This is a genomic window from Sphingomonas sp. Leaf21 (assembly GCF_916858675.1).
Lineage (GTDB): Bacteria > Pseudomonadota > Alphaproteobacteria > Sphingomonadales > Sphingomonadaceae > Sphingomonas.
In genome coordinates, this window is the sequence record NZ_CAKASM010000004.1 from 152,449 (window position 1) to 175,784 (window position 23,336).

Consider the following 23,336-nt stretch of genomic DNA (forward strand, 5'->3'; position numbering starts at 1 on the left):
GCGAGCGGAGGGCGGATGCGGGCAAGCTACATCAAAACCCCAATTCGCGCCGTACATCCTCATAATCCTGCGCGATCGCGGCGACCCCGATCTCCCGCAAGCGCTGGTCATGCCCGACCGCGCAATGGGTGCCCATGCACATGCCGATGACATGGCCGCCGCTCGCCACCGCGCCGGTCGCGCCGACGGGGGAATCCTCCAGGATCGCGCAATCCGCGATCGCGACGCCCAGCCGCTCCGCCGCGAACAGGTACAGGTCCGGCGCGGGCTTGCCGCGCGCGACATGCTCGCGTCCGCTATAGACATGGTCGCCGAACGCCTCGCGCAGTCCCAGATGACGCAGATGCCGATCGAGCCAGACGGTCGGACTCGACGACACCACGGCCTTGGGGAAATCGGCGGGCAACGAACGGACGAAATCGACCGCCCCTTCGATCGCCGCGACACCCTCCTCCATCGCGCGGGCATCCTCGTCGCGGCGCGCGGCATAGAAATGCTCGGGCAGCGTGTGCCCGATCCGCGCTTCGATCGTGGTGACGAAATCCTTGCCCGCCAGCCCCATATAATGGTGCATCGCCTCCTCCGGCGTATGCGGATGGCCATTGGCGGTCAGCCATTCGGCAAGATGGCGATTGCCCTCATATTCGCTGTCGATCAGGACACCGTCGAAATCGAACAATAATGCGGCGAAGCGGCTCATCCGCGCGCTCCGAACAGCGCGCTGCCGACCCGGACATGGCTGGCCCCCAGCATCGCGGCGACTTCATAATCCTCGGACATGCCCATGCTGAGCTTTTCGAGGCCCAGTTCGCGAGCCATCTTGGCGAGCAGCGCGAAATAGGGCGCGGCGTCGACCCCGTGGGGCGGAATCGCCATCAGTCCGACGATCGGTAATCCGGCGGCGCGCGCCGCCTCCAGCATCGCGGGCGTCTCGGCGATGGCGCAGCCGCCCTTCTGCTCCTCCTCGCCGATATTGACCTGCAGGAAGCAGTCTGGTCGCCTGCCGCTCTTCGCCATCGCCTCGCCCAACGCGGCGATCAGCGAGGGACGGTCGACGGTGTGGATCGCATCGAACAGCGCGACCGCGTCGGCGGCCTTGTTCGACTGCAACTGGCCGATCAGGTGGAGTTCGACACCCGGATAGGCCTCGATCAGCGCGGGCCATTTGCCCGCCGCCTCCTGCACGCGATTCTCGCCGAACACGCGGTGCCCGGCATCGAGCAGCGGGCGGATCGTGTCGGCATCATGCGTCTTCGACACCGCGATCAGCGTCGGGGCGGCATGATCCCCCAGACTGGCGGCGCGGCGGAGCTGGTCGGAGATGGTTGCAAGGCGGGAAACGCTGTCGTCGGTCATGCCCGGCGCTATAGTCGCGCGGATGGCCGACCGATACCCCGTGACATGGCTGATGACCGACGAACGGCTGGGGGATGGGCTGTGGACGGCGTTACGGGCGCTGCCACCCGGATCGGGGGTGGTGTTCCGCCATCACGCGACGCCTCCGGCCGAGCGCCGGGCGATCCACCGCCGGGTCTGGCGGATCGCGCGCGCACGGCGGCTGGTCCTGTTGGTCGCCGGAGGAGGCTTGCCGGGCGACGGTGTGCACAAGCGCGGACGGACGAACGGTTTGCGGAGCTGGCCCGCGCACAGCCCGGTCGAGGCCCTGGCCGGGCGGCGCGCCGGAGCCGAATTGCTGTTCGTGTCGCCGATCTTCCCGACACGCTCGCATCCCGGTGCGCCGAGCCTTGGCCCCGAGCGCGCGAGCCGGATCGGCCGCGGGCTCGGCCTGCCGCGCATCGCCCTGGGCGGGATGAATGCGCAGCGCTTTCGACGGTTGCGCGGGAGATTCCAAGGCTGGGCCGCGATCGATGCCTGGCTTACTCGAACCGATGTGGAGACGGGACGATGATGGTTTCGTTACTACTCATGGCCGCCACTGCGCAGGCACCTGCTCCAGCGGGGCTCGCCGCCTTCATCCGCGACATGGGTCTGGTTCGCTACGACGATGCGTTGACCGATCTGAACGGCGATGGTCGACCCGAAGCGCTCGTCTACGCGATGGCCACGAAGGATGGCGGCGGGCAAGCCGATTTGTGCGGTTCGGGGGGGTGCGAACTTTATGTCCTGTTGCTCGATGCTTCCCGTTACCGCGTGGTGTCCCACATCACGGTCAGCCGCCCACCTGTCGCCGTGCTGGCTGACGTCTCACATGGTTGGCATGATCTGAGCGTAGGGGTCGCTGGCGGTGGCATCGTGCCGGGCTATCAAGTCCGGCTGCGCTTCGACGGCAAAACCTATCCGTCAAATCCAACCGTTCCCCCCGCCCGGCGTTTGACCGGCAGGATGCGGGGCAAAATCGTGATGGCGGAAACGAGCCCGTGAGGGATGGACCCGCTCACTATGCGCCACGAAGCGGCGAGGATCAGAAGCGGAAGGCCGTGCCCAGATAGACCGCCTGGCTGTTGCGGCGATCGTCGTCGAGTCGCGCCAGACGCTCGCGGTCCGAACGGTAACGCACGCCCGCCGTCACATCGAGGTTGCGGGTCAGCGAGTAGGAGCTGCTCATGTCGAGCGAATAGCTGGACGGCATGTCGACCAGCTTGGTCACACCCTCGATCGGTCGATCGCTCGAAGCCTTGACCCGCCCGGTGAAGCGATTCGCGGTATAGCTGACCGCAACATCGGCCGTCTCGCGACTGCCCGGCAGGCCCGCCAGATCGACACGCGCCATGTCACCCGACACGGCCAGACGCTTCCAGCCCACCGCGACACCCAGATTATAGGAAATCGGTGCCAGCCCGACGACCGGCGCGGTGTTGGCGGCAAGCCGCTCGTCATTGGTGCGGCTCGTCCGCGCGCGAACCGCGACGGTGACCGGATGACTGGCGCCCCGCTGGCTTTCGGCGGGGGTAAAGCGCAGGTCGCCCGCATCCAGGCCGCTGCGCGCGAAGATCGCCGCGAGTCGCGGATCGGCCGCCGCTGGCGTGAACCCACCGCGTCCCATCAGGCTAAGGCTGCGCTTGGGAATGCGACCATTCTGGTCCACCGCACCGATCGCGGGCGCGACCATCGCCGTCGTGGCGGCAAGCGCCCCGATTGCGATTCCGATCACGACACGCCCGAACGACACGGTCCACCCCTTTTATGAGACCTCTTTGATACATGGCCTCTAACATGGAATCCGTCGTGAGCGATCCCATTGTTACGCAGCCATCGGCGAATCTTGTCCGAGTGTTGCGCATCTTCCACAGATTCCCTCTATCCGGCGCATATGCCGGAATGCTTGCCGGGGTGTCGGCACCCCTGTAGAGGCGATAGGCAACCCTTATTGCCAGTCAGGATAATGCCGATGCTTCGCCGTTCCGCCACCGCGTTCGCGGTTATCGCCGCCCTGTCGCTCGGCGGCTGCGCCAGCAAGAAGGCCCGCCCCCAGGGCGACATGGCCGCGTCGAAGGTGACGACGATCGGCGTGAACTCCTATCTCTGGCGCGCCAGCCTCGATACGCTCAGCTTCATGCCGCTGGCCGAGACCGACTCCAACGGCGGCGTGATCGTCACCGACTGGTACGTCAATCCGCAGATCCCGACCGAGCGGATGAAGGTGACCGTCACGATCCTCGACCAGGATCTGCGCGCCGACGCCCTGCGCGTGACCGCGCTGCGTGAAGTGAATCGCGGCGGCCAGTGGGTCGAGGCACCGGTTCAGGCCGCGACGATCCAGAAGCTGGAAGACATCATCCTCACCAAGGCGCGCGACCTGCGCCGCGCCTCGATCACGAACGGATAAAGACGAGACACATGGCCTCGCGTTTCAACGCCCTGAAATCGGATTCGACCTGGCAGCGGATCTGGGAGGAGCGGCGCACCTTCGCCGCCGACGATCACAGCACCAAGCTGCGCAGCTATGTCCTTGAGATGTTTCCCTATCCTTCGGGGCGCATCCATATGGGGCATGTCCGCAACTATACGATGGGCGACGTGCTGGCGCGCTATCGCCGGATGATCGGGCATGAGGTGCTCCACCCGATGGGCTGGGACGCGTTCGGGATGCCCGCCGAAAACGCCGCGATGGAAAAGGGCGTCCATCCGGGCGGCTGGACCCGCGACAATATCGCGACGATGAAGGCGCAGTTGAAGCGGCTGGGCTTCGCGCTCGACTGGACGCGCGAAATCGCGACCTGCGAGCCCGATTATTACGGGCATGAGCAGGCGCTGTTCCTCGACCTGTACGCGGGCGGACTGGTTTACCGGAAGGAATCGGCGGTCAACTGGGACCCGGTCGACATGACCGTGCTGGCCAATGAGCAGGTGATCGACGGGCGCGGCTGGCGCTCGGGCGCGCTGGTCGAGAAGCGCAAGCTGAACCAGTGGTTCCTGAAGATCACCGACTTCGCCGACGAGCTGCTGGAGGGTCTGACCACGCTCGAGCATTGGCCCGACAAGGTGAAGCTGATGCAGGAGAACTGGATCGGCCGCAGCAAGGGCCTTCAGTTCCGCTTCGCCCCCGTCGCGCCCTTCGCGACCCCGATCGAGGTCTATTCGACCCGCCCGGACACGATTTTCGGGGCGAGCTTCGTCGCGATCGCGGCGGATCATCCGATCGCTCGCGAACTGGCCGAGTCGAACGCGGACGCCGCTGCCTTCATCAAACGCTGCAAGGCGGGCGGCACCACCGCCGCCGAACTGGAGACGCAGGAGAAGCTCGGCTTCGACACCGGCTACCGGATGCAGCATCCGATGGACGGGAGCATCACGCTCCCCGTCTATATCGCGAACTTCGTGCTGATGGATTACGGCACCGGCGCCGTCATGGGCGTGCCGGCGCATGACCAGCGCGACCTGGATTTCGCGCGCAAATACGGCCTCTCCGTCACCCGCGTCGTCGCCGATGGCGAAGTGACCGACCCGGTGTTCGAGGGCGACACCGCCTATACGGGCAGCGGCCGTCTGGTGAACTCCGGCCCGCTCGACGGCATGGACGTGGAGGCCGCCAAGGCCGCCGTCATCGCGCGCGCCGAGGGGGAAGGCTGGGGCCAGGGCCAGACCGTGTACCGCCTGCGCGACTGGGGCGTCAGCCGCCAGCGTTACTGGGGCACGCCGATCCCGATCATCCACTGCGAGAGCTGTGGCGCGGTGCCGGTGCCCAAGGACCAGTTGCCGGTCACCCTGCCTGATGACGTGACCTTCGACGTGCCGGGCAATCCGCTCGACCGTCATGCGACGTGGAAGCATGTCGACTGCCCGTCCTGCGGCAAGCCCGCCCGGCGCGAGACCGACACGCTCGACACCTTCGTCGATTCGTCCTGGTATTTCATCCGCTTCGCCAGCCAGCCCAGGGATCGCCCATTCGATCCCGAGGTGGTGAAGCAGTGGCTGCCCGTCGGCCAGTATATCGGCGGCGTCGAACATGCGATCCTGCACCTGCTCTACGCCCGCTTCTGGACGCGCGCGTTGAAGCATATCGGCCTGATCGACGTGGCGGAGCCCTTTGCGGGTCTGTTCACGCAAGGCATGGTCACGCACGAGAGCTACAAATCCTCGGACGGCCGCTGGCTCGCCCCCGGCGAGATCCGCGATGGCGTCGAGATCGCGACCGGTCAGCCGATCACCGTCGGCCGTGTCGAGAAGATGTCCAAGTCCAAGAAGAACACCGTCGATCCCGAGCCCATCGTGGATCAATATGGTGCGGACGCGGTGCGCTGGTTCATGCTGTCCGACAGCCCGCCCGAGCGCGACCTGCCCTGGTCGGAAGCGGGAATCGAGGGTTCGTGGCGCTTCGTCCAGCGCTTGTGGCGCCTGTTCGACGCGTCTGAAGCGGCCGAGGGCGAGGACAAGCCGCTCTCGCGCAAGCTGCACCAGACCATCGCGGGCGTCGCGGCGGACATCGAGGCGCTGGCGTTCAACAAGGCCGTCGCCAAGCTGTACGAGCTGGTCAACGCCATCGAAAAGGCCAAGCCTTCCGCCGCCCGAAACGAGGCGATCCGCACCACCATGTTGCTGGTCGCGCCGATGGTCCCGCATCTGGCCGAGGAAGCTTGGGCAGGGATGGGTCAGGACGGCCTGATCGCCGACGCAGCCTGGCCGATGGTCGACGAGAGCCAGCTGGTCGAGGACGAGGTCACCGTCGCGGTGCAGGTCAACGGCAAGCTGCGCGATACGCTGACCATCGCCAAGGGCAGCCCCAAGGATGTGCTCGAAGCGACCGCGCTGGCCTCGGACAAGATCGTCCGCGCGCTCGATGGCGCTACTCCGAAGAAGGTGATCGTGGTGCCCGACCGTCTGGTGAACATCGTCGCATGACCCGCCCCCTCCCCTTGCTCGTCGCGGGTCTCGCCCTGACGCTGGGCCTGTCCGGTTGCGGACTGCACCCCCTTTATGCGGGGGGCGGTTCGGGTCCGGTGGCGAACGCGCTGACGCAGATCGAGGTCGCGCCGATCCAGGGGAAGGCGGGTTGGCTGATGGCCAATGCGCTCAACGATCGGCTCGGCGGCGGCAAGGGCGGTGCGCGCTATCGTCTCGACGTGAAGCTGGACGACCAGATTCGCGGCCTTGGCGTGCGGCGCGACGATTCGGTCGTCCGCGAACGTCGTATCCTGCGCGCACGCTACCAGCTGGTCGACCAGACCAGCAACGCCGTGCTGGTCGACTCCACGGCGGGTTCGGATGCCGGGATCGACGTCGTTCGTTCCGAATATGCGACCATCGCCGCCGAGAACACCGCCTTGGAGCGCCTGTCGGTGATCGTGGCCGATGAGATCGTCGCCCGGCTCGCCACCTATGCCCGGTCACGGCCCGGCGAATCGATGGCGCCCGCCCGGCCGTGAAGGCCAATGCCAATCAGATCCGCCAGGCGCTAGGCCGTCCGTCCGGCGATATCCGTCTCTATCTGCTTCACGGTCCCGACGAAGCGGGAGCGAGCGAGCTGGCGCGTCTGCTGGCCACCGCGATGGGGCAGGATGCCGAGCGGATCGATCTCGATTCGGCAACGCTGAAGAGCGATCCCGCGCGTCTGACCGACGAAGCGGCCTCCATGTCGCTATTCGGTGGCCCCCGGCATATTCGCATCGGCAGCGTCGGCGAAGAGGGCTTGGCGGCGTTCACGGCGCTGCTGGAGGCCGACTCGGCGGGCAATCCGGTGGTCGCCATCGCGCCGTCGGTCAAGACGACCGCCAAGATCGTCAAATTGGCGCTCGATTCGCCCCGTGCGATGGCGTTCGGCTGCTATGCGCCCACTGCGGCGGATGCCGAGCGTCTGGCGGTGACGATCGGGGGCGAGATGGGCCTGCGCCTGGCGGCGGGCGTTCCGGCCCGGCTGGTCGAGGCCGCCGCCGCCGACCGTTCGGTGATGACGCGCGAGCTCGAAAAGCTGGCGCTGTTCCTCGACGCCGCACCCGATCGGCCGCGCGAGGTCGACCATGCGGCGCTGGATGCGATCGGCGCCGATCTGGGCGAAGTCGAGATGAGCGACGCGGTCGAGGCCGTGGTCGAGGGACGAGTCGGCGATCTTGGCGGCGAATTGGCGTTGCTCGATGAGGGCGGTGCGTCGCCCATCCCCTGGCTGCGCGCGCTTGCCCGGCGGCTGGTGGCACTGGCCGAGATGCGGGCCGATATCGATACCGGCGAGCCGGTCGAAGCGGTGATGAAGCGGCACCGCGTCTTCTTCCGCGACGAGGCGCGCACGGCACGAGCGCTTCGACGCTGGACACCCGCCATGCTGGCACGGGCACTGGCCAGGATCCGGGCGGCCGAACGCGCGGTGATGGCACCGGGCAATGCCGGTGCGGTGTTGGCCGAGGCGGAAGCGACGATCATCGCACAGGGCATCGCGCGGCGGGGCTGATTCCCCTGGGCTTGGCCTTCGGCGCGATGCGGCGAAGCTTTTCCTGAGCGGCCGACGAGGCCTATCCCAAACCCTGTGAAGCTGGGCGAAGCCGAAGCCCACGCCCTCGCCCACCTCAAAAATCAAATACGAGTTGCGCCCGTCCGCGAAACAGACCGGCGTCCCGCTTTCAAATTCCCTCACCGGTCAGCCGCTGGCACACCATGTCGAGCTGATCGAGCGTCGAATAGCTGAGGGTGATCGTCCCCCCCTTCTCGCCATGCGCGATCCGTACCGACAGCCCCAACAGGTCGGCGAGCTGCCCCTCCAGCGCCGCGAGATCGGCATCGGCCGCGTCCTGCCCCAAGGGCCGTGGCGCCTTGTCCCCGCCAGCGCCCTTGCGCCCGCCACCCTTGGCTTCGCGGGTCAGCTTCTCGGTTTCGCGCACGCTCAGCCCGCGCGCGATCACCTGATCCGCCAGCGCCTCGACCTCGTCGGCACCAAGCAAGGCGCGGGCATGGCCCATCGACAAGGCGCCGCTGACGACCTGCGACTGCACCGTATCGGGCAGCTCGAGCAGGCGGAGCAGATTGGCGACATGGCTGCGCGACTTGTGGACGATCTTGGCCAGCGCCTCCTGGGTATGGCCGAATTCACCCGCCAGACGTTGATAGGCCTGCGCCTCTTCGATCGCGTTCAGGTCCTGGCGCTGGATATTCTCGATCAGCGCGACTTCGAGCGTCTGGGCGTCGTCAAAGTCCCGGACGACGACCGGCACCTCGTGCAGCCGCGCGCGTTGCGCCGCGCGCCAGCGGCGCTCGCCCGCGACGATCTGATAGTCCTTGCCGTGTGGGCGAACGACGATCGGCTGGATCAGCCCACGCGCCGCGATCGAAGCGGCGAGTTCGTCGAGCGCGGCTTCCTCGAAATGACGGCGCGGCTGGTCGGGGTGCGGCGACAGCGATCCGACGGGCAGCATCCGCACGCCGCCCGATACCGGCTGGTCACCCGGCCGGATCGGCGTCTCCCGTGCCATATCGCCGAGCAGCGCGTTGAGCCCGCGCCCCAGGCCCGGACGCGGGCGCTTGGTGGTCATCTCGCCGCTCATGCCGCCGCCGCCCCGGGCTGCGTTCCCAACGGCAGACGCGCGATCAGCTCGCGTGCCAGCGCGATATAGGCCTGGCTGCCGACGCAGCGATGATCGTAGATCAACGCGGGCAGGCCATGGCTAGGCGCTTCCGAAAGCCGGACATTGCGCGGAATCACCGTATCGAACACCACACCCCCCAGGACCGCGCGCACATCCGCCGACACCTGGTCGGTCAGCCGGTTGCGCCGGTCGTACATCGTCAAAGCCACGCCCAGGATCGCCAGCCCCGGATTGAACCGCGCGCGTATCCGCTCGACCGTGGTCAGCAATTGCGACAGCCCCTCAAGCGCGAAAAACTCACATTGCAGCGGCACGAACAGCGAATCGGACGCGACCATCGCGTTGATGGTCAGCAAGCCCAGCGACGGCGGGCAATCGATCAGGACGATGTCCCAATTGCCCTGCGAGCGTCGCATCGCCTGATCGAGACGGTGGGTCCGGTTCTCGAAATCGACCAGTTCCAGTTCGGCGCCCGACAGGTCGACCGTGGCGGGCACGACGTCAAGGCGCGGGACCTGCGTATGGACGACCGCATCGTCGATCCGCGCCTCACCCAGCAGCACATGATAGCTGGAAAACATCCGCTGGCTGTTGGAGATACCAAGACCCGTCGAGGCGTTACCCTGCGGATCGAGGTCGATCAGCAGCACGTTCAGGCCGGTCGCCGACAGTGCCGTGGCGAGATTGATGGCGCTGGTGGTCTTGCCCACCCCACCCTTCTGGTTCGCGATGGCAACGCAGATCATCGGGCCCCTACTCGGTCGAGGATCACGATCGACGACTCCGCCGAGGTGATGCTATGTTCCACGTGAAACACGAAACGCCATTGCTGCTTGAGCGTCCTGATCTCGCGCTCGTCCAGGCGACCGCGCGGTAGCAGCCACCGCGTATCGGGTTTGCCGCAATGCGCCGCCGCACGCAAAAGATTTTCGACTGTCGCCACCGCGCGAGCAGAAATAATGTCGGCCTTCACCTGGACCGCCTCGATCTTGGAAGCATGGACCGTCACGCGGTCGGCGACGCCAAGCTGCTCGGCGCACTCGCGAAGAAAATCGGCTCTCCGCCTGCGCGGCTCGACCAGTGCCATCCTGCCCGGCCAGACGAGTGCGACGACCAGCCCCGGAAAACCACCGCCCGTGCCGATATCGACCCACTGCCCATCCGCACGATCGGCCAGGGGGACGAGTTGGACCGAATCGAGCGCGTGCCGTGACCAGATGGTGGGAATGGTGGACGGTGCGACGAGATTCTGCTGGTCGTTCTCGACAACCACCAGATTCAGGAAAAGATCGATACGTTCGGCCGCCTCCTGGCCGAAGCGCTCCACCACCCAGTCGCGAGCCTGTTCTTCGGTCATGCCGCCATCTTTCGCGCGTGGAGAAGTACCGCCGATAATGCGGCGGGCGTGATGCCCCGGATCCGCGACGCGGCTGCCAGTGTGGCGGGGCGCGCCAGACTGAGCCGGTCGATCATCTCCTGCGACAGGCCAGGGATCGCCCGATAGTCGAGCGCGGGCGACAAGAGAATCTGCTCGTCGGCGCGGAGCCGTGCCACTTCTTCCGCCTGTCGCTCGACATAGGGCGCGTAGCGGGCGTCCTCCAGCGTCTCCGCCACGACGGCCGGATCGCATCCCTCCGCCGCTTGCGGAGCGACATGCGCCAGCGTGACGCCATCGAAGCGCAGCCAGGCATAGGCCGAACGCCGCGAACCGTCCTGCGCGATGGCGGCACCGCGGCGCGCGAGATCGGAGGCCGTGCGCTCCACCGCCAACCGCTCGCGCAACACCTGTTGCTGTGCCTGCCGTCGCCGCCGATGCGCCAGTCGTTCGGGCGACAGGCAGTCCGCCGCCTCGGCCAGGTCGCCGAGCCGCGTCTCCGCATTGTCGGCGCGCAATGACAGTCGATATTCGGCGCGCGCGGTCAGCATCCGATAAGGCTCGGTCACGCCCTGCAGCACCAGGTCGTCGATCATCACCCCGAGATAGCTCGACGCGCGATCGAGTATCACCGGCGACAGGTCACAGGCGTGCGCCGCCGCGTTGAGCCCGGCGATCAGCCCCTGCCCCGCCGCCTCTTCATAGCCGGTTGTGCCGTTGATCTGGCCTGCGCAGAACACCCCCGCCAACGCCCCCAGCGCGAGCCGGGCGTCCAGCGCGCGCGGGTCGATATGGTCATACTCGACCGCATAGCCCGGAAGCGTGATGACCGCCCGCTCCAGCCCGGGCATCGAGGCGATCATCGCCGTCTGCACATCGGTGGGCAGCGACGTCGAGAGGCCGTTGGGGTAGATCAGGGGATCGTCCAACCCCTCGGGTTCGAGGAAGATCTGGTGACTGTCGCGATCGGCAAAACGCTTGATCTTGTCTTCGATCGACGGACAGTAGCGCGGGCCGTTCGCCTCGATCGCACCGGTGAATAGCGGCGAGCGATGGAAGGCCGCCGCGATGATCGCATGGGTTTGCTCGGTCGTCCGGGTGATCGCACAGGCGATTTGCGGCAGGGGCCGTGCCGCCGTCATCGGCGACATGGTCCAGGGGTCCGCGTCTGAATGCTGCTCGTCGAGCCTCGCCCAGTCGATCGTTCGCCCGTCGAGACGCGGCGGCGTGCCGGTCTTCATCCGCGCCATCGGCAGGCCCAATGCGCGCAACTGCTCGGCCATGCGGGTCGCGGCACGCTCGCCGATCCGGCCGCCCAGATGCCGCTCATCCCCCCGGAAAAGCCGTCCGCCGAGGAAGGTGCCCGTCGCCAATACCACCGCGCGCGACGACAGGATCGTGCCGTCGCCGAGCTTCACGCCCGCCACCCGGTCGCCCTCCAGCACCAGCGCCTCGGCCTCACCCTCGACGATCGTCAGGCCCGGCTGAGCCGCCAGCATCGCCTGGATCGCTCCCGCATAGCGCCGCCGGTCGGCCTGCACGCGCGGCCCCTGTACGGCGGTGCCCTTGCTGCGGTTGAGCATTCGGTAATGGATCGCACCCTGGTCCGCCGCGCGCCCGATCAACCCGTTAAAGGCGTCGACCTCGCGCACGATATGCCCCTTCCCCAATCCGCCGATCGCCGGATTGCAGGACATGGCGCCCAGGCCATGACGATCGAAGGACAAAAGGGCCGTCCGCGCGCCCCGGCGCGCAGCCGCCGCAGCGGCCTCGGTTCCCGCGTGACCGCCACCGATCACTACGACATCAAACATGGCGCAGCCCTACCGGAATGGGCGCGCAGCGTCAAAGCGATCCGTCGTCAACGTTCCACGTGGAACAATCATTTGCCGAGGCAGAAACGCCCGAACAGCGCGTCGAGCATCGTTTCGGTCGCACTGACGCCCAGAAGCTCGGCCAAGGCCTGACGCGCAATCCGCAGCTCTTCCGCGATCAGCAATATGTCATCCGAATGCGCCCGGCCCAGCGCATCCGCCGCCCGACGGCATTGCGCCTGCTGATGCCGCTTGAACCCGATGGAATCCTCAAGTGGGAGGAGTCCCGCCGCCGTAGCGGCGATCACGTCCCAAAGGGCGGCGATACTCGAGGCATCATCCCGACACACGGCGAGCCGTCGGCCTTCCGGTAGCTGCTCACGCCCCGGCAAGTCGGCGCGACTGTGCAGCCAGATCGCATCGGCACGAGGCGGGGGCGTGTCGGCCATCCACAACAGGATATCGGCCTGGCGCATCGCCTCCTGCGCGCGGGCGACGCCGATCGCCTCGATCACGTCGTCCGTATCCTCCGCCAGCCCCGCCGTGTCGGTCAGCACATAGGCCAGTCCGCCGCGCAGCACGCTCGCCTCGATCCGGTCGCGGGTCGTCCCCGCGATCGGCGAGACGATCGCCGCGTCGCGCTCGACCAGCAGATTGAGCAGCGTCGACTTGCCGCTGTTGGGCGGCCCCGCCAACACCACCCGGATGCCGTCGTGCAGCCGATCGACGGGCGGTCGATCGACCGCGTCGCGCATCGTGGCGGCTAGTGTACGCATCGCCTCGGTCACCGGTGCGAGCGCGGCACCATCCAGCGGCACGTCGTCCTCTTCGGCGAAATCGAGCATCGCCTCGACCATTGCCGAAAGCGTCGCGAGCCGGTCCATCCAGCCCCGGACCTGCTGGCTGACCCGCCCCTCGACCGCCGCGATCGCCGCGCGCCGCTGCCGCTCGGTCTGGGCCTCGAGCAGATCGGCGAGCCCCTCCGCCTCGGCCAGATCGATACGGCCGTTGAGCAAAGCCCGTCGGGTGAACTCGCCCGGCTCCGCCCGACGAACGGCGGGATACATCGCCAGCGCGGCTTCGACCGCAGCCACCACCGCACGACCGCCATGGCAATGCAGCTCGGCCAGATCCTCGCCGGTCGCGGTCGCAGGGCCGGGGAAGCAGAGCACCAACGCCGAATCGAGCAGCGCACCCTCCCCGTCCCGCAGCGCGCGCAGCCCCGCCCTTCGCGGTTCGGGCAGTCGTCCGGCCAGCCGCTCGACCGCCGCGAAGGCACCCGGACCACTCACCCGGATCACCGCGATCGCGGCGGGCGGCTGTCCACTGGAAACGGCGAAGATCGTGTCGGCCATCGAAAGGATCAGCCCTTCTGCCCCTCGAACATCCGCCGCCACATGCTCATGCTCGCCTCGCCCATCGGCGCCCAGTTGCGCATCATCGCCTCGATCATCTCGGGCTTCACTCCCGACTGCATCGTGTCGAGCATCATCTGGACATAGCGTTCATGGATCGGCGTCAGGTCGGGCAGGCCCATGGCGCGGCGAGCTTCCTCCGGCGTGCAGTCGATTTCCACATTCACTTTCATGCGCCATTCTCCATCACGCCACCAAGACGGGCATAAGGCGTTATCGTCGCGACGACCACAGGAGACCAGCATGACCGCCACCAAGACCATCGCCGCCACGCACGGCGACGGCCCGTTCAACGCCTATTATGCCGAACCGGAGGGTAAACCGACCGCCGCCGTCATCGTCATCCAGGAGATTTTCGGGGTGAATGCGGGCATTCGCCGCAAGTGCGACACGCTGGCGGAGGCCGGCTATCTCGCCGTCGCGCCCGACCTGTTCCACAAGATCGCCGAGGGTATCGAACTCGACCCCGACGTGCCCAACGAGATGCAGCAGGCGCTCGACCTGATGGGCAAGTTCGATCAGGACGGCGGCATCCGCGATATCGAGGCCACCATCCATGCGATCCGGGCCGAACATGGCGCGGACTTCAAGGTCGGGGTCGTCGGCTACTGCCTGGGTGGGCGGCTGGCCTTCATGACGGCCGCGCGCACCGACGTGGATGCCAGCGTCGGCTATTACGGCGTCGGCATCGACGGACTGCTGGACGAGAAGAACGCCATCGCCAAGCCGGTCCTGCTCCATATTCCGGCGGAGGATCACTTCGTCGACAAGGACGCGCAGAAGCGGATGCATGAGGGGCTGGACGATCACCCCAAGGTCACGCTGTACGATTATCCGGGCGAGGACCACGGCTTCGCAGCGGAGTTCGGCCAGCGCCGATCGGAGGATTCGGCGCGGCTGGCCGACGAACGCACCATGGCGTTCTTTGCGGAGCATCTGGGGTAAACAGGCAAACACCCTTACCCTTCCGGCGCTTCGGGCCTCCCTTCCTCTCCCATCGGGAGAGGGAAGGGGCCCGCCCGCAAAGCGGGTGGGAAGGGTGAGGGTGGGCGTTTTTTACGCCGTCTTGGCCAACGCCTCGGCGATCAGCTTGCGGCTGTTATCCACACCATAAAGCGCGATGAAGCTGCCCATGCGCGGTCCCTGCGCCGACCCGAGCAGCGTCTCGTACAGCGCCTTGAACCAGTCGCGCAGCGAGGGGAAGGCGTCGGTCTTGCCGATCTCGTAGACGATGTTCTGGATATCCTCCGCGCTTGCACCCGAAGGCAGCGCGGCGAGTTGCGCGTCGAGCTGGCGCAGGGCATCCGCCTCATGCGGCTCGGGCGCTCGACGCTGGAGCGTGGGCGCGACGAAATCGCGGGCATAGGCCAGCGCGTGATCGATCAGCCGGTCGAGTTCCGGATATTTCTCCGCCGAGGCTTGCGGAACATAATTGGCGAGATAGCCCCATACCTGCGGCTTGGTCGCCTCGCCCATCACCCCGACCAGATTGAGCAGCAGCCCGAAGGTCACCGGCAGCTCGCCCTGGGGAAGCTTGCCGTCATGGATGTGATGCACCGGATTGCCCAGCTGTTCCTTGAGCGACTGGCCGGGATAGTTGGTGCGGAACTGCCAATATTCATCCACCGCGCGCGGGATCACGCCCATGTGAAGTTGCTTGGCCTTCTTGGGTTCGCGATAGGCGTAGAAGGCCAGGCTCTCCTCGGGCCCGTAGGTCAGCCACTGGTCGAGGCTGAGGCCATTGCCCTTGGACTTGGAGATCTTCTCGCCATGCTCGTCGAGGAACATCTCGTAGTTGAAGCCCTCGGGCGGTCGACCGCCCAGCACGCGCGCGATCTTGGACGACTGGGTGACCGAGTCGATCAGGTCCTTGCCCGCCATCTCGTAATCGACGCCCAGCGCGACCCAGCGCATCGCCCAGTCGACCTTCCATTGCAGCTTGGAAAGGCCACCCAGCGCGGACTGGACGATCCGCTCGCCCTCATCCTCGAACGCGATCAGCCCGGCTTCGGCGTCGATCACCTCGACCGGCACCTGCAGGACGATGCCCGACTTGGGGCTGATCGGCAGGACCGGCGAATAGGTGGCGCGGCGCTCGGCACGCAGCGTCGGCAGCATCACATCCTGGATGCCCTGAAAATGCCGGAGCACCAGCCGAAGCGCGTCGTCGAACCGACCCGTGGTGTAATATTCGGTCGAGGACGCGAACTCATAGTCGAAGCCATAGCGATCGAGAAACTGACGCAGCAGCGCATTGTTATGCGCGGCGAAGCTGTCGAACTTCTCGAAAGGATCGGGCACCTGGGTCAGCGGCTTGCCGAGATGCTCGCGCAGCAATGCCTGGTTCGGCACATTGTCGGGCACCTTGCGCAGGCCGTCCATATCGTCCGAAAAGGCGATCAGTCGCGTTTTCTGGTCCGACAGCGCATGGAAGGCGTTGCGGACCATGGTGGTGCGCAACACCTCGTTGAACGTGCCGATATGCGGCAACCCCGAGGGTCCATAGCCCGTCTCGAACAGGATCGGCTCGCCGCCCGGCTTTCCGTCGGGATAGCGTTTGAGGAGCTTGCGTGCCTCCTCATAGGGCCAAGCCTTGGACTCGAGAGCGGTAGAGCGTAGTTCGTCTGTCATAGCGCCGCCATGTGGCAAGCCAGGACACGATGCACAACGTATTTTGCGTTATGCACGTGTTGTTCGCAGGGTTATCCACAGGGTCGCGTGTTCCACGTGGAACAAACGGGGAGGGATCCTGCTTGGCATTCCCTCCCCCATCCCCTCCCGCCTGCGGGAGGGGCGCGCCTAGCAGAAGCGACAAGCGCGCCCCACGCGGTAAGCCCCTCCCGCAGGCGGGAGGGGTTTGGGGAGGGCAGCGCCACATACGATTCGGCATCTGGAAAGACGAAATCCCCCCGCCCCCGTTGCCAACCTGTTCCAACCATCCGATATCCCCTTGGTGACCACGCTCCCCCACCCCGCCCTTCATGCCAGCCATAGCGGTGTGTGGATTTCGGCCCAGGGACAGACCCGCGCCGTCTCGCGCGGCGAGGCGATCGGCCTTGCCTCCGAGACCCCGGTCATCCTGCTGAACGCTCTGCTGATCGGCCAGCGGCTGGGCTATGCCGAGCTGTCGGGGCTCGACATCCTCGAACTCTTCGCCTTCCTCCGCCCCGCGCGTTTCGCTGTCCCGACGCCGCACGGGCTGGCGCGCGCCTGTGGACTGGAGCCACCGGAAACCGACGCCGATGTCGCGGCCTTCCTGCTACACGCCACGACGACGCTCCTCGCCATGCCCGATGGCGCCTGGCCCGAACGGGAAGGCGCATGGACCGCCGCACAAAGCCTTGCGCGGATACGCTGGCCCTGGGCGCCGCTGATCGGGCCGCGCCTGACGCGTCCCGAGCGCAACGAGCGCTGGCTTTTCAGCGCGCTGCCCGAATGGGAGGAGGACGCCCCCCGCCCCGCCCCCCGCACCATCGAACTGCCGCCGCAGGATGCCGAGGACCGGCTTCGTCACCTGACCGGCGAGGGCGCGGAAGAGCGTCCCGGCCAGCGCGCCTATGCCGCCGCGGTGACCGCCGCCTTCGCACCGCGCGCCGTCCGCGACACGCCCAATATGGTGCTGGCTGAGGCGGGGACCGGCATCGGCAAGACGCTCGGCTATCTCGCCCCGGCCAGCCTCTGGGCCGAGCGGGCGGGCGGCGCGGTGTGGATATCCACCTATACCAAGGCTTTGCAACGTCAGCTGAGTGGCGAGACCGCGCGCATCTTTCCCGACCCCGTGCTGCGCAAGGAACGCGTGGTTACCCGCAAGGGGCGTGAGAATTACCTCTGCCTGCTCAACCTGGAGGACGCGTTGCAAGGCGGATTCGCGGGGCGCGCGGCGGTGCTGGCGCAACTGGTCGCGCGTTGGGCGGCCTATAGCAGCGATGGCGACATGGTTGGCGGCGACCTGCCCGGCTGGCTGACCACGCTGTTCCGCCGCAACGGCTCGGCCGCGCTGACCGACCGACGTGGCGAGTGCGTCTATGCGGGCTGCCCGCATTATCGGAAGTGCTTCATCGAACGTGCCGCGCGCGCGTCGGTCCAGGCCGACATCGTCATCGCCAATCACGCGCTGGTCATGGTCAATGCCGCGCGCGGGCGTGAGACGCAGACACGGCCGACCCGCTATGTGTTCGACGAGGGCCATCACCTGTTCGACGCGGCGGATTCGATGTTCGCCACCGCGCTGACCGGTGCCGAGACGATCGAATTGCGCCGCTGGATCCTCGGCCCCGAAGCGGGCTCGCGCGGGCGACGGCGTGGCCTTGCCGCGCGGCTGTCGGACGTCGCCAGCTATGACGAGGGCGGCAATCGCGCGATCGGCGATGCGGTGCAGGCGGCCCAGGCGCTGGCGAGCGAGGGCTGGCTGGGGCGGCTGGCGGAGGGCCAGCCCTTCGGCCCGATCGAGACGCTGTTGGCGGCGGTGCGCGGCCTGGCTTTCGCGCGTGCCGACCAGCCGGGCGATGCCGGCTATGGGCTGGAAACCGAACTCGCCGATCCGTCGCCCGAGCTGATCGATGCCGCCGGGCCCGCCGCCCATGCGCTCGACGCGCTGTTGCGACCGCTCGTCACCCTGGGCCAGCGACTGGAAGCGGTCCTCCACGAAGCCCCCGACTGGCTTGACGGACCGGCCCGCGCGCGAGTGGAGGGCGCGATCGCCTCGATCGCATGGCGGGCGGAGACGGTCGCGGCGTGGCTGTCGCTGCTCGCGCGGATCGGCGGGCCGGTCGATCCCGATTTCGTCGACTGGCTGGCGGTCGACCGGGTCGAGGGGCGCGAATATGATATCGGGCTCCACCGTCACTGGCTCGACCCCACCCGCCCCTTTGCCGAGATCGTGCTCAAGCCCGCGCATGGCGCACTCGTCACCTCCGCAACGCTACGGGCTGGCGGCGACTGGGACGTGGCGGAGGCGCGGACCGGCGCACCGCATCTGGCGCGGGGGCCCGCCCATTTCGTCGCGGAAAGCCCGTTCGATTATCCGGGCCGTGCCGAAGTCCTGATCGTCACCGATGTGAAGCGCGGCGATATTCCCCAGCTCGCCAACGCCTATGCGCGCTTGATCGCGGCGGCCGGGGGCGGAACGCTGGGGCTGTTCACCGCGATCCGGCGCCTGCGCGGGGTCCATGGCCGGATCGCCGATCGGCTGGCACGCGACGGGCTAGCGCTCCATGCCCAGCATGTCGATCCGATCGATACGGGCACGCTGGTGGATATCTTCCGCGACGATCCCGCCGCGTCGCTGCTCGGCACCGATGCGCTGCGCGACGGCGTCGACGTGCCGGGCGCCTCGCTCCGACTGGTGGTGATGGAGGGCGTGCCCTGGCCAAAGCCCACCGTCCTCCATGCCGCGCGCAAGCTGGCGGGGGGCGGCAGCGCCTATGACGACCGGATCGTGCGGGCGCGCCTCGCACAGGCGTTCGGCCGGTTGATCCGGCGCGCGGACGATCGAGGCGCGTTCGTCCTGCTGTCCGCCGCCATGCCGTCGCGGCTCCTCGATGCCTTTCCGCCAGGGGTCGCGATCACCCGGGTCACGCTGGATGAAGCGGTCGCGCGCGTGTCGGCGCGGCTTTCCTCAGACGCCGGGATCGGGCATGGGAGGGATGCCATCCTGCCAGCCGCCGCCACGGAGAGCCCGATCCGATGAAGACGCTGACGCTACTTCGCCACGCCAAATCGAGTTGGGACGATCCGGTCACGCGCGATTTCGACCGCCCGCTCAACGCCAAGGGTCGGCGCGCGGCGGCAATGATCGGGCGGCAGTTGCAGTCGCAGGCCTTCGCGTTCGACCATATCCTCGCCTCCCCCGCGATACGCGTGATGGAGACGCTGGACGAGGTCTGGAACGGCTATGGCCGCAGGCTGGACCCGATATGGGACAAGGCGCTCTATCTGGCGTCGGCCGCCAGTCTGCTCGACCTCGTCCACGCGCTCCCCGACGGGGCGGACCATGTGCTGATGGTCGGGCATAACCCGGGTCTGGAGGATCTGGTGCTCGACCTGACGATCGATGGTGAATTGCGCGAGCGGGCGGAGGACAAATATCCGACCGCGACCGTCGCGCAGATGACCCTGCCGATCGACCATTGGGCCGATGCGCAGTCGCACAGCGCGACGCTGGTGGCGTTTATCCGGCCGCGCGATCTGGATCCGACCCTGGGCCCCGATACGCCTTGATCCGCCGCGCCTTCTGACACCGCCTCGCGGTCATTTTCCTTCCAGCTTGGCCTTCAATCCGGCGAGTGCGCCGAAGGGGCCCGCTTCGTCCTCGCTGATGACGCCCGCTTCCTTGAGAACGGTGGCCGCGTCGGGACTACGTGGGAAGGGATCGAGCGACAGCGCCATCGTCTCGGCCGCGGCTTCGCCCAGGTCGATCGCACCACCCTCGATCTCGATCGTGTCGAGCGACTCCTCCGACAGCTCGAGTTCCTCCTCCGCACCGGCGCCGCTGGGTTCGACGAAGCGCAGCGCCACCGGCTCATCGACCTTGGCGGGAACCGGATCGCCGGTCACCGAGCAAGGCTGTACCACCGCGCCCCGAACCTTGCCGGTGACGAGGATTCCCGCCGCATCGCGCCGCACGACGAGCTCGGCCGACAGCGAATCCACCGACAACAACCCGAACCGCCCGGCCAGCGCCCGGCGCTCGTCGGGGGTGGTGTCGATCGACACCGGCTTCTCGCGCTCGCCGATCGTGTCGATCTTTTCGGGGCGGCTCCATTCGGGGGTCACGGCAATTCTCCAAGGGTGAGGCGAGCGAGGGACAGGCCCGCCAGCCGCTCATGTAGGGTGCGAAGCGCCTCCCGAACATGGGGAACCGCGTGCGCGTCGGTCGGTGCCTCCGCGCGATAGAGATTGCGGACCAGCGCGGCGTCCATCGCCGCCGGATCCCCCGCCAGCCCCCCGGCCAGTCCCTCGCGATAGGCGGTCAGGCGGCCGCCGAGCATCGCCATCATCCGGCCGATATGCTTGCCGACGACGATATCGCCGATGCCGAGTTCGCGCAGTTGCCCGTCCATGTCGGTCACGAAGCGCTCGGTGATCCGCGCGGCGGGCCCCGCCCCCTCTGGCTCGCGCTCCAGCCGGATCAGCACGATCGACAGGACGGCCGCGATCATGTCGAACCGGCCATCGACCGTATCGGGCACCGCACCGTCCAGATACCAGTGCGGTTCGCGCGCGCGAAGCGCCACCGCATTATAGAGTGGCAGGGCGTCATCCGCGTCCCGTCCGAAATAGCGCGCGATTCCCCGCTTGAACCAGCCTGAGGCCACCCGCCCCTCCCTTTCCCTGCGCGACCGATGCCAGCGCGAATTGCTTGTATGCGCCTTTCCCTTCGCATATCGAGGGGGCGACGGTCGAGCAGCTCGATCGCCTGTGCCTACCCCGCGTGTGCGGCCGACGATGCGGCCCGGAGATGATGATGAGCGTTTCTTCCACCCGGCTCGCCGCCCTCGGGCTCGGCCTGGCGATGGCCGTGGCCGCGTCCGCCTGTACGCCGCTGCGGTCGCATCAGGGTTATGTGGTCGACGTCGATCTCGTCAACTCGATCCAGCCGGGCGTGGATAATCGCCAGTCGGTGCTCCAGACGCTGGGAACGCCGACGATCAGCAGCCAGTTCGGCGGGACCGACTGGTATTATGTCGCACGCGACAGCCGCAATCTGGGCTATACCCTGCCGCATCCCTCGTCGCAGATCACGCTGCAGATCAGCTTCGACCAGGCGGGCAACGTCACCACGATCCGCCGCGCCGGGATCGACCAGGTCGCCGACATCTCGCCCTATGGCAAGACGACGCCGACCTTGGGTCGCGAGCGCGGCTTCTTCCAGGATCTGTTCGGCAATATCGGCGCGGTCGGTGCTCCGGGTGCTGGCGCCGGTCCCGGTCAGGGTGGCGGCGCGGGGCGTACCCGGCCGTAAGGGCCGGTCGCCACTCACCATATTCGCAGGCACGGAGGACGCTTGGTCAAATGAACAGCGTGCGCTTCGACGTCGCTCAGCGTGGACGGCTGTTCGGGCGCAACGCGGACTGCGATCTGTAAAGTCACCCGGACCTTGGATCCCAAGTCCGTTCAGCCTGAACGCGGTCGAAAGCCAGGGAAATCGGCCGGAATGGTTCCAAGCAGCCACCCCCCGTTTGGCCGCGTCGCGTGATAAGCATCGACGCGGCCGTGCCGTGCTTGGGTCGGCACGATCCCGAAAGGGGGTGGGATCGGGCCTGCTAACGCCCCAAATGCGAAATGGGTTCGCAAACGGGCCTATTTCCCGTCGGCGAACCCATCGATCGTCCGTGTCGGCGGAGCCGAGGCCCCTTACTGGTTCATCGAGTCGAAGAAATCCTCGTTGGTCTTCGAGTTCTTCATCTTGTCGAGCAGGAATTCCATCGAGTCGATCGTGCCCATCTGCATGAGGATGCGGCGCAGCACCCACATCTTGGACAGCTTGTCCTTCTCGACCAGCAGCTCTTCCTTGCGGGTGCCCGACTTGCCGACGTCCATCGCCGGGAAGATGCGCTTGTCCGCCACCTTGCGGTCGAGGACGATTTCCGAGTTGCCGGTGCCCTTGAACTCTTCGAAGATGACTTCGTCCATGCGGCTGCCGGTATCGATCAGCGCGGTGGCGATGATCGAGAGCGAGCCGCCCTCCTCGATATTGCGTGCCGCACCGAAGAAGCGCTTCGGCCGCTGGAGCGCATTGGCGTCGACACCGCCGGTCAGCACCTTGCCTGACGACGGGACCACGGTGTTGTAGGCGCGGCCCAGACGGGTGATCGAGTCGAGCAGGATGACGACATCCTTCTTGTGCTCGACCAGGCGCTTGGCCTTTTCGATCACCATCTCGGCGACCTGGACGTGGCGCTGCGCCGGTTCGTCGAAGGTCGAGGACACGACCTCGCCCCGCACCGAGCGCTGCATGTCGGTGACTTCCTCCGGACGCTCGTCGATGAGGAGGACGATCAGGAAGACTTCGGGATGGTTGTCGGTGATCGCCTTGGCGATGTTCTGCAGCATCACCGTCTTGCCAACGCGCGGGGGCGCGACGATCAGCGTGCGCTGGCCCTTGCCCTGGGGGCTGACGATGTCGATGACGCGCGCCGACTTGTCCTTCTGGGTCGGATCGGCGGGGTCGAGGATCAGCTTCTGCTCGGGGTAGAGCGGGGTGAGGTTATCGAAGTTGACGCGGTGGCGGACCGCTTCGGGATCATCGAAATTGACCGAGGTCAGCTTGGTCAGCGCGAAATAACGCTCGCCGTCCTTGGGCGCGCGGATCTCGCCTTCCACCGTGTCGCCGGTGCGCAGGCCGTGCTTGCGGACCTGATTGGGCGAGACATAGATGTCGTCGGGCCCAGCCAGGTAATTGGCTTCCGGGCTGCGCAGGAAGCCGAAGCCGTCGGGCAGAACCTCGATCGTGCCCAGCCCCATGATCTGGTCGCCCTTCTCCGCCTGCTCCTTCAGGATGGCGAACAGCAGGTCCTGCTTGCGCAGCGTGGACGCGCTCTCGACCCCCAATTCCTCGGCCAGCTGCACGAGGTCGGCGGGGGTTTTCTTCTTGAGGTCTTTCAGATGCATGGTCGGTCCGGATGGTCGGAGGGCGTCGGTCGGCGAGGATCGCGGCGAAACGAGGCTGTCGATAAGGAAGCGTACCCGACGCGAGGACCGCGCCGTACAAGGGCGGAGTTAGGATTGGGGGTGCCTCAAGTCAATGGGGAAAGGCCATCGC

23 protein-coding genes are annotated in these 23,336 nt (G+C 67.1%); 10 read left to right on the forward strand and 13 right to left on the reverse strand.

All coding sequences use genetic code 11. The features are described from left to right. Positions 1-31 precede the first annotated feature (31 nt). Complete coding sequence (locus tag LRP66_RS05965; protein ID WP_230481597.1) at positions 32-700, reverse strand: HAD family hydrolase; 669 nt, start codon at positions 698-700, stop codon at positions 32-34. Further along, a complete protein-coding gene (locus LRP66_RS05970; protein WP_230481598.1) occupies positions 697-1,356 on the reverse strand; it encodes a YggS family pyridoxal phosphate-dependent enzyme in 660 nt (219 codons plus the stop codon). The genes LRP66_RS05965 and LRP66_RS05970 overlap by 4 nt, the downstream gene beginning before the upstream one ends. A gap of 22 nt (positions 1,357-1,378) precedes the next feature. On the opposite strand from LRP66_RS05970, the gene LRP66_RS05975 reads away from it, so the two are divergent. Continuing rightward, positions 1,379-1,909, forward strand: a complete 531-nt coding sequence (locus LRP66_RS05975; RefSeq protein WP_230481599.1) for a thiamine phosphate synthase — start codon at positions 1,379-1,381, stop codon at positions 1,907-1,909. Beyond that, complete coding sequence (locus LRP66_RS05980) at positions 1,906-2,382, forward strand: hypothetical protein (protein ID WP_230481600.1); 477 nt, start codon at positions 1,906-1,908, stop codon at positions 2,380-2,382. Before LRP66_RS05975 ends, LRP66_RS05980 begins: the two co-directional genes overlap by 4 nt. Before the next feature lie 40 nt (positions 2,383-2,422). On the opposite strand, the gene LRP66_RS05985 is transcribed toward LRP66_RS05980, so the two are convergent. Next, positions 2,423-3,130 (reverse strand): hypothetical protein, encoded by a 708-nt coding sequence (locus tag LRP66_RS05985; protein WP_230481601.1) that lies wholly within the window; start codon positions 3,128-3,130, stop codon positions 2,423-2,425. Positions 3,131-3,349: 219 nt separating this feature from the next. On the opposite strand from LRP66_RS05985, the gene LRP66_RS05990 reads away from it, so the two are divergent. Genes LRP66_RS05990 through holA form a run of 4 tightly spaced genes read left to right on the forward strand, consistent with a single transcriptional unit; the run spans position 3,350 to position 7,840 of the window. Continuing rightward, complete coding sequence (locus tag LRP66_RS05990) at positions 3,350-3,787, forward strand: DUF3576 domain-containing protein (protein ID WP_230481602.1); 438 nt, start codon at positions 3,350-3,352, stop codon at positions 3,785-3,787. A gap of 11 nt (positions 3,788-3,798) precedes the next feature. After that, positions 3,799-6,300, forward strand: coding sequence for a leucine--tRNA ligase (gene leuS / locus LRP66_RS05995; RefSeq protein WP_230481603.1), 2,502 nt, complete (start codon positions 3,799-3,801; stop codon positions 6,298-6,300). Further along, positions 6,297-6,824, forward strand: coding sequence for an LPS assembly lipoprotein LptE (lptE, locus tag LRP66_RS06000; protein ID WP_230481604.1), 528 nt, complete (start codon positions 6,297-6,299; stop codon positions 6,822-6,824). The genes leuS and lptE overlap by 4 nt, the downstream gene beginning before the upstream one ends. Beyond that, complete coding sequence (holA, locus tag LRP66_RS06005; RefSeq protein ID WP_230481605.1) at positions 6,821-7,840, forward strand: DNA polymerase III subunit delta; 1,020 nt, start codon at positions 6,821-6,823, stop codon at positions 7,838-7,840. The genes lptE and holA overlap by 4 nt, the downstream gene beginning before the upstream one ends. 169 nt (positions 7,841-8,009) lie before the next feature. On the opposite strand, the gene LRP66_RS06010 is transcribed toward holA, so the two are convergent. The 6 genes from LRP66_RS06010 to LRP66_RS06035 form a co-directional block, all read right to left on the reverse strand. Next, positions 8,010-8,915, reverse strand: a complete 906-nt coding sequence (locus LRP66_RS06010; RefSeq protein ID WP_230481659.1) for a ParB/RepB/Spo0J family partition protein — start codon at positions 8,913-8,915, stop codon at positions 8,010-8,012. 8 nt (positions 8,916-8,923) lie between these two features. Then, positions 8,924-9,715, reverse strand: a complete 792-nt coding sequence (locus LRP66_RS06015) for a ParA family protein (protein WP_230481606.1) — start codon at positions 9,713-9,715, stop codon at positions 8,924-8,926. Next, positions 9,712-10,326: a 16S rRNA (guanine(527)-N(7))-methyltransferase RsmG gene (rsmG, locus tag LRP66_RS06020; RefSeq protein ID WP_230481607.1), complete on the reverse strand. Its 615-nt coding sequence runs from the start codon at positions 10,324-10,326 to the stop codon at positions 9,712-9,714. The genes LRP66_RS06015 and rsmG overlap by 4 nt, the downstream gene beginning before the upstream one ends. Continuing rightward, positions 10,323-12,158 carry a tRNA uridine-5-carboxymethylaminomethyl(34) synthesis enzyme MnmG gene (mnmG, locus tag LRP66_RS06025; protein ID WP_230481608.1) on the reverse strand — a complete coding sequence of 612 codons (1,836 nt, stop codon included), beginning with the start codon at positions 12,156-12,158 and terminating at the stop codon, positions 10,323-10,325. The genes rsmG and mnmG overlap by 4 nt, the downstream gene beginning before the upstream one ends. A 68-nt stretch (positions 12,159-12,226) precedes the next feature. Further along, positions 12,227-13,513 (reverse strand): tRNA uridine-5-carboxymethylaminomethyl(34) synthesis GTPase MnmE, encoded by a 1,287-nt coding sequence (mnmE, locus tag LRP66_RS06030; RefSeq protein ID WP_230481609.1) that lies wholly within the window; start codon positions 13,511-13,513, stop codon positions 12,227-12,229. Between the two features lie 8 nt (positions 13,514-13,521). Continuing rightward, positions 13,522-13,746, reverse strand: coding sequence for a DUF6489 family protein (locus LRP66_RS06035; RefSeq protein ID WP_230481610.1), 225 nt, complete (start codon positions 13,744-13,746; stop codon positions 13,522-13,524). A gap of 70 nt (positions 13,747-13,816) precedes the next feature. Here LRP66_RS06035 and LRP66_RS06040 point away from each other — a divergent pair, with 70 nt between their 5' ends. Then, positions 13,817-14,518, forward strand: a complete 702-nt coding sequence (locus LRP66_RS06040) for a dienelactone hydrolase family protein (protein WP_230481611.1) — start codon at positions 13,817-13,819, stop codon at positions 14,516-14,518. Between the two features lie 111 nt (positions 14,519-14,629). On the opposite strand, the gene LRP66_RS06045 is transcribed toward LRP66_RS06040, so the two are convergent. Next, positions 14,630-16,204 carry a lysine--tRNA ligase gene (locus tag LRP66_RS06045; RefSeq protein WP_230481612.1) on the reverse strand — a complete coding sequence of 525 codons (1,575 nt, stop codon included), beginning with the start codon at positions 16,202-16,204 and terminating at the stop codon, positions 14,630-14,632. A gap of 322 nt (positions 16,205-16,526) precedes the next feature. On the opposite strand from LRP66_RS06045, the gene LRP66_RS06050 reads away from it, so the two are divergent. Both LRP66_RS06050 and LRP66_RS06055 read left to right on the forward strand, forming a co-directional pair. After that, positions 16,527-19,262 (forward strand): ATP-dependent DNA helicase, encoded by a 2,736-nt coding sequence (locus tag LRP66_RS06050; RefSeq protein ID WP_230481613.1) that lies wholly within the window; start codon positions 16,527-16,529, stop codon positions 19,260-19,262. Then, entirely contained in the window at positions 19,259-19,792 is a 534-nt protein-coding gene (locus LRP66_RS06055; protein ID WP_230481614.1) for a SixA phosphatase family protein, read from the forward strand. The genes LRP66_RS06050 and LRP66_RS06055 overlap by 4 nt, the downstream gene beginning before the upstream one ends. 30 nt (positions 19,793-19,822) lie before the next feature. Here the strand turns inward: LRP66_RS06055 and LRP66_RS06060 are convergent, their stop codons facing one another. Both LRP66_RS06060 and LRP66_RS06065 read right to left on the reverse strand, forming a co-directional pair. Then, positions 19,823-20,347, reverse strand: coding sequence for a YceD family protein (locus LRP66_RS06060; RefSeq protein WP_230481615.1), 525 nt, complete (start codon positions 20,345-20,347; stop codon positions 19,823-19,825). Further along, positions 20,344-20,889 (reverse strand): ubiquinol-cytochrome C chaperone family protein, encoded by a 546-nt coding sequence (locus LRP66_RS06065; RefSeq protein ID WP_230481616.1) that lies wholly within the window; start codon positions 20,887-20,889, stop codon positions 20,344-20,346. Before LRP66_RS06065 ends, LRP66_RS06060 begins: the two co-directional genes overlap by 4 nt. Before the next feature lie 143 nt (positions 20,890-21,032). On the opposite strand from LRP66_RS06065, the gene LRP66_RS06070 reads away from it, so the two are divergent. Further along, entirely contained in the window at positions 21,033-21,536 is a 504-nt protein-coding gene (locus LRP66_RS06070) for an outer membrane protein assembly factor BamE (RefSeq protein WP_230481617.1), read from the forward strand. A 392-nt stretch (positions 21,537-21,928) separates the two neighbouring features. Here the strand turns inward: LRP66_RS06070 and rho are convergent, their stop codons facing one another. Further along, the gene (gene rho / locus LRP66_RS06075; RefSeq protein WP_042486922.1) at positions 21,929-23,185 is read right to left on the reverse strand and encodes a transcription termination factor Rho; all 1,257 of its coding nucleotides are present in this window, start codon (positions 23,183-23,185) and stop codon (positions 21,929-21,931) included. Positions 23,186-23,336: the final 151 nt, after the last annotated feature.